This window comes from Novosphingobium sp. SG751A (assembly GCF_013149295.1).
Lineage (GTDB): Bacteria > Pseudomonadota > Alphaproteobacteria > Sphingomonadales > Sphingomonadaceae > Novosphingobium.
In genome coordinates this window covers 31,416-47,305 of the sequence record NZ_JABGCB010000004.1, presented here as the reverse complement: position 1 = coordinate 47,305, position 15,890 = coordinate 31,416, and the positions used below count along the sequence as shown (strand labels likewise).

At 63.3% G+C, this 15,890-nt stretch carries 17 protein-coding genes; 6 read left to right on the top strand and 11 right to left on the bottom strand.

Going from position 1 to position 15,890, the window contains the following annotated elements; genetic code table 11:
- Together FHW96_RS06370 and FHW96_RS06365 are read left to right on the top strand one after the other, a co-directional pair.
- Complete coding sequence (locus FHW96_RS06370; RefSeq protein WP_172339718.1) at positions 1-216, top strand: hypothetical protein; 216 nt, start codon at positions 1-3, stop codon at positions 214-216.
- Complete coding sequence (locus FHW96_RS06365; RefSeq protein ID WP_172339717.1) at positions 213-1,163, top strand: YihY/virulence factor BrkB family protein; 951 nt, start codon at positions 213-215, stop codon at positions 1,161-1,163. The genes FHW96_RS06370 and FHW96_RS06365 overlap by 4 nt, the downstream gene beginning before the upstream one ends.
- A 21-nt stretch (positions 1,164-1,184) precedes the next feature.
- On the opposite strand, the gene FHW96_RS06360 is transcribed toward FHW96_RS06365, so the two are convergent.
- Positions 1,185-1,643 carry an Lrp/AsnC family transcriptional regulator gene (locus FHW96_RS06360; RefSeq protein WP_172339716.1) on the bottom strand — a complete coding sequence of 153 codons (459 nt, stop codon included), beginning with the start codon at positions 1,641-1,643 and terminating at the stop codon, positions 1,185-1,187.
- Between the two features lie 155 nt (positions 1,644-1,798).
- On the opposite strand from FHW96_RS06360, the gene hppD reads away from it, so the two are divergent.
- From hppD to fahA, 3 genes are read left to right on the top strand one after another with little or no spacing between them, the layout of a single operon-like run.
- Positions 1,799-2,902, top strand: a complete 1,104-nt coding sequence (gene hppD / locus FHW96_RS06355; protein WP_172339715.1) for a 4-hydroxyphenylpyruvate dioxygenase — start codon at positions 1,799-1,801, stop codon at positions 2,900-2,902.
- Complete coding sequence (locus tag FHW96_RS06350) at positions 2,902-3,462, top strand: VOC family protein (protein WP_172339953.1); 561 nt, start codon at positions 2,902-2,904, stop codon at positions 3,460-3,462. Before hppD ends, FHW96_RS06350 begins: the two co-directional genes overlap by 1 nt.
- The gene (gene fahA / locus FHW96_RS06345; RefSeq protein ID WP_371815654.1) at positions 3,459-4,751 is read left to right on the top strand and encodes a fumarylacetoacetase; all 1,293 of its coding nucleotides are present in this window, start codon (positions 3,459-3,461) and stop codon (positions 4,749-4,751) included. Before FHW96_RS06350 ends, fahA begins: the two co-directional genes overlap by 4 nt.
- Positions 4,752-4,760: 9 nt before the next feature.
- Here fahA and FHW96_RS06340 read toward each other — a convergent pair whose 3' ends face one another.
- The 10 genes from FHW96_RS06340 to FHW96_RS06295 all read right to left on the bottom strand — a co-directional run bounded on the left by FHW96_RS06340 (position 4,761) and on the right by FHW96_RS06295 (position 14,428).
- Positions 4,761-5,357, bottom strand: a complete 597-nt coding sequence (locus FHW96_RS06340) for a hypothetical protein (RefSeq protein WP_253950783.1) — start codon at positions 5,355-5,357, stop codon at positions 4,761-4,763.
- Positions 5,357-6,073, bottom strand: a complete 717-nt coding sequence (locus FHW96_RS06335) for a HupE/UreJ family protein (RefSeq protein ID WP_172339713.1) — start codon at positions 6,071-6,073, stop codon at positions 5,357-5,359. The genes FHW96_RS06340 and FHW96_RS06335 overlap by 1 nt, the downstream gene beginning before the upstream one ends.
- Before the next feature lie 12 nt (positions 6,074-6,085).
- Positions 6,086-6,457: a hypothetical protein gene (locus FHW96_RS06330; protein ID WP_172339712.1), complete on the bottom strand. Its 372-nt coding sequence runs from the start codon at positions 6,455-6,457 to the stop codon at positions 6,086-6,088.
- A gap of 26 nt (positions 6,458-6,483) precedes the next feature.
- Positions 6,484-7,245, bottom strand: a complete 762-nt coding sequence (locus FHW96_RS06325) for a DUF4198 domain-containing protein (protein WP_253950782.1) — start codon at positions 7,243-7,245, stop codon at positions 6,484-6,486.
- 227 nt (positions 7,246-7,472) lie between these two features.
- Positions 7,473-10,673 (bottom strand): CusA/CzcA family heavy metal efflux RND transporter, encoded by a 3,201-nt coding sequence (locus FHW96_RS06320; protein ID WP_172339711.1) that lies wholly within the window; start codon positions 10,671-10,673, stop codon positions 7,473-7,475.
- A complete protein-coding gene (locus FHW96_RS06315; protein WP_172339710.1) occupies positions 10,670-11,827 on the bottom strand; it encodes an efflux RND transporter periplasmic adaptor subunit in 1,158 nt (385 codons plus the stop codon). Before FHW96_RS06315 ends, FHW96_RS06320 begins: the two co-directional genes overlap by 4 nt.
- On the bottom strand, positions 11,827-13,002 hold the full coding sequence (locus tag FHW96_RS06310; RefSeq protein ID WP_172339709.1) for a TolC family protein: 1,176 nt from the start codon (positions 13,000-13,002) through the stop codon (positions 11,827-11,829). The genes FHW96_RS06315 and FHW96_RS06310 overlap by 1 nt, the downstream gene beginning before the upstream one ends.
- Before the next feature lie 100 nt (positions 13,003-13,102).
- Positions 13,103-13,699, bottom strand: coding sequence for a sigma-70 family RNA polymerase sigma factor (locus FHW96_RS06305; RefSeq protein WP_172339708.1), 597 nt, complete (start codon positions 13,697-13,699; stop codon positions 13,103-13,105).
- Positions 13,696-14,139, bottom strand: coding sequence for a periplasmic heavy metal sensor (locus tag FHW96_RS06300; protein WP_172339707.1), 444 nt, complete (start codon positions 14,137-14,139; stop codon positions 13,696-13,698). Before FHW96_RS06300 ends, FHW96_RS06305 begins: the two co-directional genes overlap by 4 nt.
- Before the next feature lies 1 nt (position 14,140).
- On the bottom strand, positions 14,141-14,428 hold the full coding sequence (locus FHW96_RS06295) for a CnrY/NccY family anti-sigma factor (protein ID WP_172339706.1): 288 nt from the start codon (positions 14,426-14,428) through the stop codon (positions 14,141-14,143).
- Between the two features lie 205 nt (positions 14,429-14,633).
- Here FHW96_RS06295 and FHW96_RS06290 point away from each other — a divergent pair, with 205 nt between their 5' ends.
- Positions 14,634-15,869, top strand: a complete 1,236-nt coding sequence (locus FHW96_RS06290) for a serine hydrolase (RefSeq protein WP_172339705.1) — start codon at positions 14,634-14,636, stop codon at positions 15,867-15,869.
- The last annotated feature ends 21 nt before the right edge of the window (positions 15,870-15,890 follow it).

The following is a 15,890-nucleotide window of genomic DNA, read 5'->3' as shown; positions in this document are numbered from 1 at the left end:
GTGCGTTTGGGCATTCCGACCATGCTGGTGCTGGCGCTGATGGCGGGGGGATGCCGCCGTGAAAGCTTTGATGACCAGTGGCACCGCAAGAGCGATGAGGCGAGCAAAACCGCAAGCGCAATGGAGCGCGATATGCAGGCACGTCTGCGCGTGGCGCAGCAGGCGGGCCATGGCCTTGACGCAAGTGCGGTCGAGGCGGCTTCGTCAGGGCCATGAACCCGCCCTCACCCCCCGGCTGCGAAGCAACCAGCCCGCTGGAGATGCCCTGGCCGGCGTGGCGCCAGATAGCCGCGCGCGTATGGACGACGATGGGCGCGCATCAACTCAATCTGCTGGCGGCGGGCGTATCTTTCTATACATTTCTAGCTTTTGTGCCGCTGATTGCCGCGGTGGTGCTGGTCTATGGACTGATCGGCGACCCCAATGCGGTGGCATCGGGATTGGACGGACTGCGCGGATTTTTACCCGGCGATGTGATGCGGGTGGTGCGCCCGCCCTTGCTGGCCGCGATCAATGCCGAAGCGGCGGCCAAGGGACTGGGGTTGATGATGGCGCTGGGCGTGGCGCTGTATGGCGCGATGAATGCGGCCTTTTCGCTGCTTTCCGCGATGAATTTGATCTATGAAGAACCGGCCAAGCGCTCATTCTTGCGCACCTTTGGGCTGGCCGTGGCGGTAACGGCCGGAATGGTGGCGATCGGCGTGCTGGCCACGGCGGCCATTGCGCTGGTATCTTGGGCTGAACCGCTGATGATGGCGTGGTGGGGCGAGCAGGTGCTGATATTGGCGCGCCTTGTCGTGTGGAGCGTGGCGGTGGTGGTGGTCAGCCTTTGCTTTGCGATCTTCTATCGCATGGTGCCCGACCGCCGTCCGGCCAAATGGCGCTGGCTGGCGCTGGGGGCTTTCCTTTCCACCGCGATCTGGATCGCGCTGACGCTGGGGTTTGGCGTCTATGTCGATCATATCGCGCAATATAATGCGGTCTATGGTTCACTGGCCACGGTGGTGGCGTTTCAGATGTGGCTCTATCTGTCGGCCTATGCGGTGCTGATCGGGGCGGCGGTGAATTGCGAGATCGAACGCCAGACGATGGTGGACACCACCGTTGGCCCCGATCGCCCCATAGGTCGGCGCCGCGCAGCGCCGGCCGATAAGGGCGCTTAGCGAGCGGCAGGAAAGCGCTTTTCAATCCCCCAGCGGCAACTCGGTTGTACGCTTGACCCGGTCGAGCACCACACTGGATCGGACGCTGGCGACATCGCCATGGCCCAGGATGTCCTGATTGATCCTTTCGGACAGGCCGCGTAGATCGCGCGCCAGAATGCGCAGCAGATAGTCCGAATCGCCCGTGGTGGCGCAACAATCGAGCACGCCATCAATGGCCAGCATACGCTGGTGAAAGCCGGTGATGGTTTCGGGCGCATAGGAACTCATGGTCACAGCAACAAAGGCCTCGACATGCAGGCCCAGATTTTCCTCGTCGAGCAGGGCGACTTGTTTGCGGATGATGCCATCCTGCTGCAGCCGGGCGATCCGCCGCGAAACCTGCGAGGCGGACAGATGCACGATTTCGCCGATGTCCGCGTGGGATAGCGATGAGTCCGCCTGAAGCTGGGTCAGGATTTTGCGGTCAAGTTGATCCATGCGTCATGTGTGTATCAGAATGATATATTTTGCAATATTAACGCATATTAATGCCGTATGGCACCCAACTTCGCGCGGACTGCGCATCGGTTTTGGCGTAAAACCATGGCCAAGGGCCGCCGCATGGCCGCCCACCCGAATGTGGAGAGAAAGCCATGGCCGACAGCGCCCCCACCGCCGACCTGTTCGACAATCCTCTCGGCCTCGACGGCTTTGAATTCATAGAGTTTTCTGCGCCCGAAAAGGGCCTGCTTGAACCGGTCTTTGCAGCGATGGGCTTTACTCATATCGCCAGCCATCGCAGCAAGGATGTGCAATTGTGGCGGCAGGGTGGAATCAACCTGATCGCCAATTACGAGGCGCACAGCCCCGCCGCCTATTTTGCCGCCGAGCATGGGCCATCGGTCTGCGGCATGGGCTGGCGCGTGCGCAATGCCGCCCATGCCTATGCCACGGCCATCGCCCGCGGGGCCGAGCCGGTGGAGTTGAAGACCGGGCCGATGGAACTGCACCTGCCCGCGATCCGGGGCATAGGCGGCTCGATCATCTATCTGATCGACCGTTATGGCGATGAATTGTCGATCTATGACATTGATTTTTTCTATCTGCCCGGTGTTGATCGCTACCCGGTCGGCGCCGGTTTCCTCACGATCGATCACCTGACGCATAATGTTTATGGCGGGCGCATGGCCCATTGGGCGCATTTCTATGAGCGCGTCTTTGGCTTTCGCGAGATCCGCTATTTCGACATCAAGGGCGAATATACGGGCCTGACCAGCCGCGCGATGACCGCGCCCGATGGCAAGATCCGCATTCCCCTGAACGAGGAGGGTAAAGCGGGCGGCGGCCAGATCGACGAATTCCTGCGCGCCTATAATGGCGAGGGCATCCAGCATGTCGCCTTCCGCTGCGACGATCTGATCGCGGGCTGGGACGCGCTCAAGGCCAGCGGCACGCCCTTCATGACCGCCCCGCCCGCCACCTACTACGAAATGCTGGCCGAACGCCTGCCCGGCCATGGCGAACCGGTGGATGAATTGCAAAAGCGCGGCATCCTGCTCGACGGCTCCACCGAAAAGGGCAACCCACGCCTGCTGCTCCAGATCTTTTCCCAAACGGTGATCGGCCCGGTCTTTTTCGAATTCATCCAACGCAAGCGCGACGAGGGCTTTGGCGAAGGCAATTTCACCGCACTGTTCCAAAGCATCGAGCGCGACCAGTTGCGCCGAGGCGCGCTGAACGTGACGGAGAAGGCATGATGACACAGGCTCCCGCATTACAGCGTATCCACCATGTCGCCTACCGCTGCCAAGATGCGAAAGAGACGGTGGAATGGTATGGCCGCGTGCTGGGCATGACCTATACCACCGCCTTTGCCGAGGATCATGTGCCCTCCACCGGGGCCTTCGATCCCTATATGCATGTGTTTCTCGATGCGGGCGGGGGCAATGTGCTGGCCTTCTTCGAATTGCCGGAGCAGCCCGCGATGGGCCGCGACCCCAACACGCCCGCCTGGGTTCAGCATCTGGCCTTTGAGGTGGCCGATGAAGCCGCCCTGCTGGCCGCCAAGGCGCATATCGAGGCGCAGGGGATCGACGTGCTGGGGCCGACCTATCACGGCATTTTCCGCTCGATCTATTTCTTCGACCCCAATGGCCATCGACTGGAACTGGCCTGCAACATCGGTACGGACGAGCAATATGCGCAGTTGCGCGAACTGGCCCCGGTGATGCTGGAGGAATGGAGTCGGACCAAGCGAGCGCCGCGCCATGCGGAATGGCTGCATCAGGAACCCGCCGGCGACGGAGATCGCGCGTGATCGACCACACCCATGATGCCGCCGCCTCAAGCTGGGTCGAGGGCGCCGACGGCCATGGCGACTTTCCGGTCCAAAACCTGCCGCTGGGGATCTTTTCGCGCGAGGGCGAAATGCGGCGGATTGGATCAGCGATTGGCGATTATGTCGCCGATCTGGCGGGACTGGCGGAGGCTGGTCTGCTGCCCCATGTCCTGCGCCCGGCATTGGCCGAGCAAACGCTTAACGCCCTGTTTCGCCTTGATGCGGTCACGCGGCGGACCTTGCGCCATGCGCTCTTCGCGCTGCTGACCGATCCGGCGCAACAAGGCGCGGTCAGCCCATGGCTCTATCCTGCGCAAAGCGTTGAATTGCATCTGCCCTTTGCCATTGGCGATTACAGCGATTTCTATGTCGGCATTCATCATGCCACCAACATCGGCAAGCTGTTTCGTCCCGACAATCCGCTGCTGCCCAATTACAAGCATGTGCCCATCGGCTATCACGGCAGGGCCAGCTCGATCCGCGTGTCAGGCGCGCCGGTGCCCCGCCCCAAGGGCCAGATCAAATCGCCTCAGGCCGATCAGCCAACCTATGCTCCTTGCCGCCGCCTCGATTACGAACTCGAATTGGGCATCTGGATCGCCGGGGACCATGCCCTTGGCCAAACCATTCCGATTGGCGATGCGTGGGACCGGATCGCCGGGGTCAGCCTGCTCAACGACTGGTCCGCGCGCGATATTCAGGCGTGGGAATATCAGCCCCTCGGCCCTTTCCTGTCCAAGAGTTTCCTCACCACCATCTCGCCATGGGTCATCACCGCCGAGGCGCTGGCCCCCTTCCGCGTGGCGCAACCAGCACGGCCCGAGGGCGATCCCGCGCCCCTGCCCCATCTTTGGGATGCACAGGATCAGGCACGAGGCGCCCTATCCATTACCCTCTCGGTCACGCTGGCCAGCGCGGCGATGCGCGAAAGCGGCATGGGGCCGCTGGAATTGAGCCGGGGCACGGCGCAGGAAGCGATGTATTGGACCGCAGGCCAGATCGTCACCCATCACGCCTCGAACGGCTGCGATCTGCATACCGGCGACCTGCTCGGCACCGGCACGCTCTCCGGCCCCGCCCCCGGCAGCAAGGGCAGCCTGATGGAAATCTCGCAAGGCGGCCAACACCCTGTCAATCTCCCCACCGGCGAGCAGCGCAGCTTCCTTGAGGATGGCGACGAACTCACCCTCCATGCCCGCGCCATGCGCGAGGGCTATCGCGCCATCGGCTTTGGGCCCTGTCGCGGCGTGGTGCAGCAGGCATGGTAAACCTCATACCTATTCGTGGGGCTGAAACAGGTCCTTGTAGAAGCCCTCGGTTTTCACTGTGATCTTCACCGGAACCTCACCCTTGTTGCGGAAGTACCAACCATGGCGGCCTTCAAACGGGGCGGTGAAATCACCTTGGCCGCCGGTGCTGGCCATATCCTTCCAGTAATCGGTAAATTGCCCTTCGGCGGCATGTTCGATCTCGCCATGCATCTCGGCTTTCACTGGGCCGCCGGTGGCAGTCCAGCGAAAGACGAAACTGTCGCCCTTGGCCATATGGGCCTTGATCTCCTGTCCGCTGTGCGGGGGCAGAGTAATGGTCATTTCATCCTGTCGCCAAGGGGTGGCGCGCTCGATGGTCTGGCGGCTGGGTGTGGTCGATACCGCATCACCGGCAGGCGCAGCGGCAGGCTTTTCCGGCGCGCGGGCCACCATGCCCTTCAACCCCAACGCCGCCCCCGCTCCGGTCGGATCGATATTATATTCAGCGGGCAGCACGAACAGCGTGAGAATGGCCGCCGCCGCAACGCCCGCGCCCAGCGTGGCCTTGGCAAGGCCCGAAGGCGAAGGGCGGATGGCGGCAGGTTCGATCATCGTCGTCATCATCAGACCCCTTTTGAGAAATAGCCGGTCAACTGGTAACCGATCAGGACAAAACCAGCCGTCATCAGCGCGGCATTGGCAAGAATGGCGCTGCGCCGGAAACTGTCGCTCAGCCGCCAGAGGTTCATCAGCAACAGGATGACGGTCAGCGCCATGAACTGGCCCATTTCCACCCCGATGTTAAAACTGACCAGATTGGCGAACATGCCATCGCGCGCCAGCGTCAGCTCCTGAAGTTTGGTGGCCAGACCAAAACCGTGGAAGAAGCCGAAAATCAGCACCGCCGCCTTGGGATTGGGCGCAAAGCCGAACCATGTGCGAAAGCCATCCAGATTGTCGATGGCCTTGTACACCACCGACAATCCGATGATCGCATCGATCAGGAAAGGATTGGCGCGAATATCCAGCATCACGCCCAACAGCAGCGTCGTGCTGTGCCCCACGGCAAACAGCGTGACATAGGCCGCCACATCCTTCAGCCGATAGAGAAAGAAGATCACCCCGGCCAGAAACAACAGATGGTCATAGCCGGTCACCATATGTTTGGCGCCCAGATACATATAGGGAATGATGTTGACGCCCGAGGCCCCCTCGATAAACGCCTTGTCATTCTCGTTCACACCATGGGCCATCAGTGGCGAGGCAAGGACGGCCAGAACCAATCCGGTGAGTATCGGCGTGACCCGTCTCATCGGTGAAGGATGGATCACGCTTTTCATGCTGACCTGCCTTTAGTTTGCCTGAAAGGTCGCAAAGATCTTCGCGCCCGATTTGTCGATCAGCGCGACGACCAACTTGGCGCCTTTCACAGGCTTGAAACCTGCCGCGCTCAGCTTGTTGGCGCCTGCCAGGGTCAGCACGGCCTCGGTCTTGGCCCCGCCCGCGGTCTGGGTCAGCTTGGCGGTGTAACCGGCGGCGGCAACCGGCTCATCCTCATCGGTCAGATAGACGTCGATGCCCTTGGGGGTGGACACCAGTTCGATCACGGTTTCGCCCGACATTTGCACCATGCCGCCATGCTGGGGCTTCATACTGCCATGGGCGACGGCGATGCCGGGGATCGCAATAAAGGCGAGAGTTGCGGCAAAGAATTTCTTCGTCATGATGAAAACTCCTGACTAAAAAGGGATTATTCCGGCGCGTGGGGCAGAACGAAGGAAAGCGAGGAGCGATATTCGCTGTGGTCGGCCTTCTTCGCATCATCGGCCGGGCCGACATAGATCGCCATGATCACATTGATGCCCTGATTGCGCAGCTTGATCGTGGCCGTGCCGTCGGGGCCGGTTTTCACGCCTGCCTCATCGGGATCGTTGACGTAATCGGACATGATCGTCGCGCCCGCTATCGGCTTGCCCTTATACATGGCGCGCACGGTGAAGGGCTCGCCCATCTTCTGCGGGATCGCCGTGGTCGCGGGCACCAGTTGCAATGTGTGCCCCTCGATCAAAGGCACAGGCTTCGTCGGCATCTGGGTCAGATGGACGGCATATTTCCAGTTATGTTCGGCCAGCGTGGCATTGGGCACTTCATCGCGGCCCTTATTGTGCCATTCGCCATCGGGCGTCTTGGTCCACAGGCCATAGTCCATGGCGGCGGCCACGATAGCGACGGGTTCGTCGCTGTCCACCACCGGCACAATGCCCGCCGTGCGCAAGGAAACCTTGACCGGCAACCCCTGCGCATCAAAGCCTTTGACGGCATTGATCAACGGCAGACGCTTGACCGCATCCAGATCATCGGCACCCACGCCATAGACCAGCGCCAATTGCCGCGCCCGTTGCGCAAACCAGATGCCATGGGCATCGGCCACCGGGGCCAGCGCGGTCAATCCCACCATCAGCCCCACCCCGAACAGGAGCTTGCGACCCGACATTTTGCGAGAGGTAATCATTGTCACGAACTCCCCGTTTTGCGGCAGTTTCAGGCCCTTTTCGCCCGTTGGAATGGACAGCTTATGGGCAGTTTTACGGGTCGGCTGCCGAATTTGCGCGCGCCACGGAATGCGGTCACAAATTTGCCATGCGGCGCGGCATATATAACCGATGCCAAACTGCCCCGAACCCGGCCCGCGAAAGGCGGACGAAAGTGCGGTTGCCGGCAGGTCGATGTCATGCTGTTTCAGCCCCTTTCCGGCGCATCTTTCTCGCGCCGCAAAAGCCATCCGCACAGCGCCGGCAGCACAAAAAGCGTCAGCACCGTCGCGGTCAGCAATCCGCCCACCACCACCGTGGCCAGCGGCTTTTGCACCTCGGCCCCGGTGCCGGTCGCAATCGCCATCGGCACGAAACCCAGGCTGGCCACCAGCGCCGTCATCAGCACCGGGCGAACTCGCTCCATCGCGCCCGCGATCACGGCGGCATCGCTGTCCAGCCCCTCGGCCATCCGCTTGCGGATCGCGGAAATCAGCACCAGCCCATTGAGAACCGCCACACCCGACACCGCGATAAAGCCCACCGAAGCCGAGATCGAAAACGGTATCCCACGCAAGGCAATCGCAAAGACTCCACCTGCCAGCGCCATGGGCACCGCCGTCAAAACCGTGGCGGTCAAAGACAGGCTGCCGATGGCCATGTAAAGAGCGGCGGCGATCAGGATGAAGCACAAAGGCACGATGATCATCAGGCGCTGGGTGGCCGCCTGAAGATTTTGGAACTGGCCGCCCCATTCGATATATTCGCCCGGCGCGAGGCGGACTTTTTCACCGATCCGCTGCTGGGCCTCATCGACGAAACTGCCCAGATCGCGACCCGAAACATTGGCCTCGACATAGATGCGGCGCTTGCCGTTGTCGCGGCTGACTTCGTTCAGCCCTTCGGTAAAGCGGAATTGCGCCAGTTCGCGCAGAGGCACCGAAGCGCCACCAGCCGACAGCGGGACCGGCAGCGCGCCCAGCAGATCGAGATTGTCGCGCTGATCGGCGGGCAGCCGCACGACAATATCGAAACGCCGGTCGCCCTCGAAAATCTGCCCCGCGCTGCGCCCACCCAGCGCCGCCGAAACCGTGTTCGCCACGCCCTCCATGGTCAGGCCATAACGGGCAATCGCTGCCCGGTCGAAGGCAATGTCAAAGGTCGGAAAGCCGCCGGTCTGCGCCACGCGCACATCCACCGCGCCGGGCACTTTCTTCAGCACCGCCGCGATGTCTTTCGCGTTGCGGGCCATTACGTCGAGGTCGTCGCCATAGAGCTTGACCGCAACATCGCTGCGCACGCCGCCGATGAGTTCGTTGAAACGCATCTCGATGGGCTGGGTTGCGTCATAGGCGTTTCCGACCATCGCCTCCATCTTCTTGCGGATGCGTTCGATCACCTGATCCTTGGTGGTGACGCCTTCGGGCCACTCGGATTTCGGTTTCAGAATCACATAATTGTCCGAGGCATTGGGCGGCATCGGATCGGCGGCAAGGCTGGCCGTGCCCGCCTTGGAATAGACGGTTTTCACTTCCGGCAAGGTCAGCAAAGCGCGCTCGATGGGCAGGTCCATCTCGACCGATTTCTCAATCGTAGTCGAGGGGATGCGCACCGAGGAGAGGTTGAGGTTCTGCTCATCGAGCGTCGGCATGAACTCGCGCCCGACGAAAAGGAAGGTCACCACGCCCAGCAGCAAAATCCCCAGCCCCGCGCCGATAAACGGCCCCGGCCGCGCCACCGCCCGGCGCAGCCAAGGTTCATAGCGATGCTTGGCCGCGACAATTATGCGCACTTCCTTGTCCTCGACCGAGCCGGTGAACATCACCGCAATCAGCGCAGGCACAAAGGTCAGCGAAAGCACAAAAGCCGAGGCCAGCGCCAGCATCAGCGTGATGACCATGGGCGAGAACATCTTGCCCTCCACCCCCTGAAACGTCAGGCAGGGCAGGAAGACGAGGAAGATCACGATCTGGCCATAGACGGTGGGGCGGACCATTTCCTTCGACGAGGCGATGACCTCGTCCAGCCTTTCGCCAAGGGTGAGCAAACGCCCTTCATGCGCCTGCCTCTCGGCCAGACGGCGCAGGCTGTTTTCGACGATGATCACCGCGCCATCGATGATGAGGCCGAAGTCCAGCGCGCCAAGGCTCATCAGATTGCCCGAAATATGCAGCCCGTTCATGCCAATCGCGCTGACCAGCAGCGAAAGCGGAATGACCAGCGTGGCGATCAGCGCCGCGCGCCAGTTGCCCAGCAGGACGAAGAGGATGACGATCACCAGCCCCGCCCCCTCGGCCAGATTTTTCGCCACCGTGGTGATTGTCGCCAGCACCAGTTGCGAACGGTCGAGGGTCGGCACGATGGCGATACCGGGCGGCAGCGTCCGCGCGATCTCCTGCAATTTGGTGCCCACCGCGCCCGCCACGGTCCGGCTGTTCGCGCCCACCAGCATCAGCGCCGATCCAATCACCGTTTCATGGCCATCGCGACTGGCCGCGCCGCGCCGCAATTCGCCCCCGATTTCGACGCGGGCCACTTGCCCAACCGTGATCGGCACGCCGCCACGCGTGGCCACCACCGCGCGGGCGATCTCGTCGATCGAATGGACCCGCGCATCGGCACGCACCAGATAGGCTTCGCCCGAACGCTGGATATAATTGGCGCCCACCGAGACATTGGCCTTTTCCAAGGCATCGGCCAGATCATCATAGGAAATGCCGAAAGCCGCCGTCTTGGCCGGGTCGGGTTCGACCAGATATTCCTTCACATAGCCGCCCAGCGAGTCGACATCAGCCACACCCGCCACGGTGCGCAATTGCGGCCGCACGATCCAGTCCTGCACCGTGCGCAGATAGGCCAGTTGCGAGACCCGGTCGGTCAGACGCTCGCCCTGATCGGTCAGGAAAGCACCATCGCTTTGCCACCCCGGCTTGCCGTCACGGCGAGGGGCACCCTTGCCATCAGGGTGAATAAATTCAACGCTATAGTGAAAGATTTCGCCAAGACCGGTCGAGACCGGCCCCATCTGCGGCTGCGCCCCTGTGGGCAGGCTGGCGCGGGCCTGATCCAGCCTTTCGCGGACCTGCTGGCGCATGAAATAGAGGTCGGCGCTTTCCTTGAAGATCACCGTGACCTGACTGAACCCGTTGCGCGAAAAGGAGCGCGTACTTTCCACGCCATCAAGGCCGGACAGCGCGGTCTCGATGGGAAAGGTGACGCGCTTTTCCACCTCGACCGGCGAGAGCGTCTCGATGATCGTGTTGATCTGCACCTGCTTGTTGGTGATATCAGGCGTGACGTCGATGGGCAGCAGGTTGAGCTGCCACGCGCCGATCGCGGCCACCACCGTTGTAATGAACAACACCAGCCATCGCCCATGAACCGAGGCGGCAAGGATGCGTGCCATCATTCCTCTTCCCCGGCGCCCTTGGTGGCTTCGGCCTTGAGCAAGAAGGCGTTGCGCGTAGCGATGGCAGCGCCTGCCTCGATGCCCGACAGGATCTGCGCCATGCCCCCACTGCGCGCACCCACCAGCACCGGCTGGGCGCGAAAGCCGCCCTTGGTGCGCAGAAACACCACATCGCGGCCGTCAAGCACCTGCACCGCCTCCTCCGGTACGGAAAGGCCGACCTTGCCGCCCGCCACGCCGGCGCGAATACGGACCTGAAGCCCTTGCCCGATCAGCAGCGAAGAGAGCGTATCGGGCACGATCACCACGGTTGCGGCCTGACTGGCGCCATTGAGGGTCGGGGTGATCGAGCGGACCTTGCCCGCCACCGTGGCGCCTGTGGCCAACGCGATGCTGACCGGATCGCCCGGCGCGATGCGGCGCGCGTCGAGCGGACCCACGGCGGCCTCGACCTGCATCGCGCCATCGGCGGCCACGCGGAACAATTCGGCCTGCGGCTCGACATAGGCGCCCAGCGTCGCGTCCTGCGCGGTGATCCGGCCCGCGATGGGGCTGACAATGGCCACGGTTCCGCCCGGCCCGCTGACATGGGCGGCGCGGGCCACGGCCGCGGCGCGGCGTGCCTCGGCCTGCGCCACGGCCAGCGCCGATTGGGCGGCCTCCATATCCTGACGCGGAGTAACACCCTGTTTAAACAAGCTAAATTCGCGTTCATAGACCCGGCGCGCCTGCTCGGCTTTGGAGGCGGCCACGCTGCGATCGGCGGAAAAACCGGCAGCGTCCAGACTCTCGACCAGCGCCAATGTTTCCCCGGCCCGCACGCTGTCGCCAAGCCGCTTAGTGATCCGCGCAAGCGCGCCCGAGGCGCGCGCCACCACGATAGCCTCGCCCTGCGGGCTGGCCGCGACATGGGCGGGTGCAAGGATCTCACCCCCAGCGCCGCTGGCCTCAACCTTGCCGATGACGATATTGGCCGTTTGCAGATAGGCGTCGGGCAGGGTCAGCTCGACCGGCCCGGCTTTGGCCGCAGGTTTGGCCTCCACCGGCGCAGGCGCGGTGGGCGCAGTCCAGCGGGCGATGCCGAAACTGGCCAGAGCGGCGGCGGCGGCAATCCCGCCGATCATCGGCCAGTTTTGCTGGCGGGGGGCATCCATCACAAATCTCCGAAAGCAAGACGGCCATCGACGCGGGCCAGCGTGGCCAGCGCGCCGATCCGGGCAAGGCGGGCATCAATCGTCAGCGCGCGGGCATCGCCCAAGGAGCGGCGCAGGGTGAGCAGGTCAAGCAGCGCGGTCTTGCCGGATTCATAGCCGATCCGGGCCAAACGGTAGGCTTCGGCGGCGGCCTCCTCGCTCTCGGCGGCGGCCTTGAGCCGGGCCGAAGACGCAGCGACCTGCGCCAGCGCCTTGCCCCGCAAGGCGTCGCTGGCCAGTCTGGCGGCGGCGAGGCGTTGCTCTGCGGCCTCGGTGCGGGCCTGCGCGGCGGCGATGCCGCCCCGGTTCTGGTTGAAGATCGGGATCGTGGTGGTCACGCCCAGCACAAAGCCCGTCTCGCGGCTGCCACCAAAACGGCGCAGGCCGCCGGTCAGGCCAATGTCAGGGATCACCTTGCTGCGCTCGACCCGGACCTGCGCGGCCACGGCATCGCGCTCGGCCTGCGCTGTGGCCAGCGCCGGGGAGATGCCCTCGCCCGGTCCCATCGGCGCGCGCATATCGCTCAGTAAAGAGGCCGGAACGCCGCTAAAGACCTGCTCCACTCCGGCCAGCACGGACAGGTCGGCCAGCGCGCCGCTCAAACCGGCATCGGCGGCGGCGCGGGTGGCGATGGCGCTGGAAAGGCTGGCCTGCGCCTGGGCGGCGCGCAGCCTCGCCTCCTTGCCCGCCGCGACCAGAGCATCGGTGGCCTTCAGGTCCTCCTGCGCACGCGCCACATCGTCCTGCGCCAGTTGCAGGCGCTGCTGCATCGCCTCGGCCTGCGCATAGGCCATGGCAAGCTGGGCGGCATAATCGACCTCAGCCTGCGCCCCGCGCGCCTGCGCGGCACGTAATTCGGCGTCGCTGGCGGCGATGCGCGGGCCTCGCTGGGCCAGCTCCAGCGGCTGCGTGACGGCCAGTGTGGTTTGCGGCGTGCTGGGGCTGTTGTTGACCGAATTGCCGCCGATGTTCTCGAATTCCACCCCGATGGCGGGATTGGCCCATGCACGGGCCTGTCGGGCATCAGAGCGCGCCGCGCGCAGATTGGCGTCCTGTTCGAGCAGAACCGGCGCCCGATCGACCGAACGGCGCAGCAATTCACGATAGGGCGGCGCCATCTCCGCGCGCGCTGCCATAGGAACGGTCAGCAGCGACAGAAGCGCGCAGGCGGCAAGGCGTGATGACGAAATGACGAAAACTCCCCACAAAAGCCGGTTTTATCGGCTTTCATGGGATCTACGCGCCGCGCGGCGCTTCCCCCTCGGCCTGTTGCAATTTTTCCTGATCCAGCACCGCAGCCAGTCTGCTGCGCGCCCGCGCTACCCGCCCCTCTATGCTCTTGACGCTGATGCCCAGCGCCAGCGCCGCCTCAGGCTGGGTCATGCCGACAATCGCGGTCAGCACCAACGCCTCGCCCAGATTGCCTTCGAGGCCGGCCAGTTTGGCGCGGATATGGGCAAACTCGCTGATGGCGATGGCGCTGCGCTCCTGATCGGGTGCATCGTCGGCAATGTCGGGGCGCTCATCCAATCTATGGGCGCCAAACAGAAACGCGCGTACCCGGCGGCGGCGGCGCATATCGCGCATCTTGTTGATGGCAATGCGAAACAACCATCCGCGAAAGGGCCGCGCCGGATCATATTGCGCCAGATTACGCCATGCTGCGATGAAGCTTTCCTGCACCACATCATCGACATCGGTTTCGGGCATGCCAAATGCGCGCGCGGCCTGAGCCAGCGATCCGCCATGGCGCGTCATCAGGACGGTGTAGGCGCGCCGATCTCCCTGCGCCGCCCGCAAGGCCAGCTCGGGGTCGGCCTCGACGGCATTCACCGGGGCCCGCGCCGCAAGGCTTCGATCAGCACCGCATCATAGGCAGCGCGATGCTCGGGCTTTAATCCGGCGCGCATTTCAAAAACATGGACCAGCGTGGCGCGTTGCAGATCGGCGGCGGCCTTTTCAACATCGCGCGTGGCCGCCTCCACCTGCGGCGACCAACTGGGCGTGCGGGCAATCGCATCGGCCAGGCGCCCGTTGGCCATTTGCAGATCGACTTCGATTGCCTTGCGCCTCTCGGCAAAGGCGCGCTCCTTGGCATCCAGCGTGACCTGTTCCTGCGCGTCGAGCGGGACGGCATGGTGCAGCCTTTGATGCAGATCGGAATCGCGATGCCCTGCCGCATCCCACGCCGTGGCCAGCCCCGTTGCCACAATCACCCCGATCAGCGCCCCGGCGATGGTGGACAGCATCAGGCGGCCGGAAGAGGACAGCATCCTAGTGCCCGATCAGCAGGCTGTAGGGCGAGGATTGCGAAGGGGCGGCAATCCATGTCGGCTGGGCCTTGGCCTGCGCAATGTCATCTGCCCCGCCAATTGCCCAAAAGCCCGCAATGGCCGCGAAACAGGCGCAGAGCATTGCGCGGCGCGCATCACGTCGGCCTGCCATCGCCATCGGGGTCGGTTCTTCCCCCAGCCTTTGTTCCAGCGCCGAGAACGTCGCATCCAGCCCATCAGCGGGAATATTGCCTGCCGCGCGGGCCAGCCAATCATCAATCTGAGCCACCCATTCCTCCTTCGCTCTAAAGGTCATACGCATCTCGCCGCAGTTTCCCCTCGGGATAGGCGAGGAGAATTGCGGATCAAGCCAAACTCACCGTGAAAAATTGATATCGCATATACCAAATGGTTCATGCGGCCCTCCTCGGCGCAGGGCAATATCCGCGCAACGCATGGCTCGTGAAAGCTGTGCCGCAGGGAGATGGATCAACATGACTTTTGCATTTCGTCTGGCCGTGGGCGCGATGGCCGGTTTGCTGATGGGGCCGACCGGCGTTTACGCCCAGCAGCAGCTTCCCGCCCAATTGAAGGGCGAGGTCAGCTCGGATGTGCCGGTGGCTACGCAGGTGATGCGCTGGCGCATGAATGATGCGGATGTGAACTCTTTCACCTTCCGCAATATGGACCAGTTGTTCACCACGCGGCTTGTCGGCCATTCGGGGGCGCCCTCGCCCCTGCCCAACGTCGAGCGGGCGATGGATTTCACCTATTCCTTCGCGGGCAAGACATGGACCGCCGAGCAGGCGTTGGAGCGCACCTATACCAACGCCCTGCTCATCATGAAGGACGGGCGGATCGTCACCGAGATCTATCGCAACGGGTCGAACGAACGCACGCGCTTCATGGGCTGGTCGATGACCAAGTCGATCACCTCGACGCTGGTCGGCGCGGCGCTGGCTGACGGCCTGATCACCTCACTGGATGATCCGATCACCCGCTATCTGCCCGAATTGAAGGGCGGCGGCTATGATGGCGTGACCATTCGCCAGATCCTGCAAATGCGATCAGGCGTCGATTATGAGGAACGCTACGATTTCGCCAATCCCGGCATCGCGGCCAGCAACCATATCAACGCGCTGGTCAAGAATGTCGCGCGCTTTGCCGATGTGGCCCGCACGATCAAACGCAAGTCCAAGCCGGGCGAGGTCTTTGCCTATAAGACGATCGATACGGCGGTGCTGGGCTGGCTGATCGAAAGGGTCAGCGGCGGATCGGTGGCGGCCTATACCGCGCGCAAGCTGTGGGAACCGCTGGGCACCGAGGCCGACGGGTTCTACATCATGGACGGCGAACCGGGCATCGGGCGCGAATTCAGCGGCGCCGGCTTCAACGCCACCCTGCGCGATTGGGCACGCTTTGGCCAGATGATGCTCGACCAGGGCGTCATCAACGGCAAGCGTGTAGTCAGCGCCGATTGGGTGAAGGCCGCGCAAGCCCCCGCCGGACCGGAAACCGGCCCCGAGGGCGGCTATGGCTATCAATGGTGGACCATGGCCAATTCGCCTGCCTATTCGGCCATTGGGTTGCAAGGGCAGTATGTCTACATCGATCCGGCAAGCCGCACCGTGGTGGTCAAGCTGAGCTATTTCCCGCCGCAGGACGGCGAAGTGAGCCAGGAAACCTTGGCATTTATGGCCGCCGCCTCGGCTTGGAAGCCCCAATCATAAAAATATAAAACAAAGGGAGGG

Coding starts and splice junctions, on each gene's coding strand:
- FHW96_RS06360 (WP_172339716.1), bottom strand. CDS start 1,643: ATGGATCAACTTGACCGCAAAATCCTGACCCAGCTTCAGGCGGACTCA.
- FHW96_RS06315 (WP_172339710.1), bottom strand. CDS start 11,827: ATGGATGCCCCCCGCCAGCAAAACTGGCCGATGATCGGCGGGATTGCC.
- FHW96_RS06300 (WP_172339707.1), bottom strand. CDS start 14,139: ATGCTGTCCTCTTCCGGCCGCCTGATGCTGTCCACCATCGCCGGGGCG.
- FHW96_RS06335 (WP_172339713.1), bottom strand. CDS start 6,073: ATGAAAAGCGTGATCCATCCTTCACCGATGAGACGGGTCACGCCGATA.
- FHW96_RS06290 (WP_172339705.1), top strand. CDS start 14,634: ATGACTTTTGCATTTCGTCTGGCCGTGGGCGCGATGGCCGGTTTGCTG.
- FHW96_RS06340 (WP_253950783.1), bottom strand. CDS start 5,357: ATGATGACGACGATGATCGAACCTGCCGCCATCCGCCCTTCGCCTTCG.
- FHW96_RS06310 (WP_172339709.1), bottom strand. CDS start 13,002: ATGGCAGCGCGCGCGGAGATGGCGCCGCCCTATCGTGAATTGCTGCGC.
- hppD (WP_172339715.1), top strand. CDS start 1,799: ATGGCCGACAGCGCCCCCACCGCCGACCTGTTCGACAATCCTCTCGGC.
- FHW96_RS06325 (WP_253950782.1), bottom strand. CDS start 7,245: ATGATTACCTCTCGCAAAATGTCGGGTCGCAAGCTCCTGTTCGGGGTG.
- FHW96_RS06320 (WP_172339711.1), bottom strand. CDS start 10,673: ATGATGGCACGCATCCTTGCCGCCTCGGTTCATGGGCGATGGCTGGTG.
- FHW96_RS06350 (WP_172339953.1), top strand. CDS start 2,902: ATGACACAGGCTCCCGCATTACAGCGTATCCACCATGTCGCCTACCGC.
- FHW96_RS06365 (WP_172339717.1), top strand. CDS start 213: ATGAACCCGCCCTCACCCCCCGGCTGCGAAGCAACCAGCCCGCTGGAG.
- FHW96_RS06330 (WP_172339712.1), bottom strand. CDS start 6,457: ATGACGAAGAAATTCTTTGCCGCAACTCTCGCCTTTATTGCGATCCCC.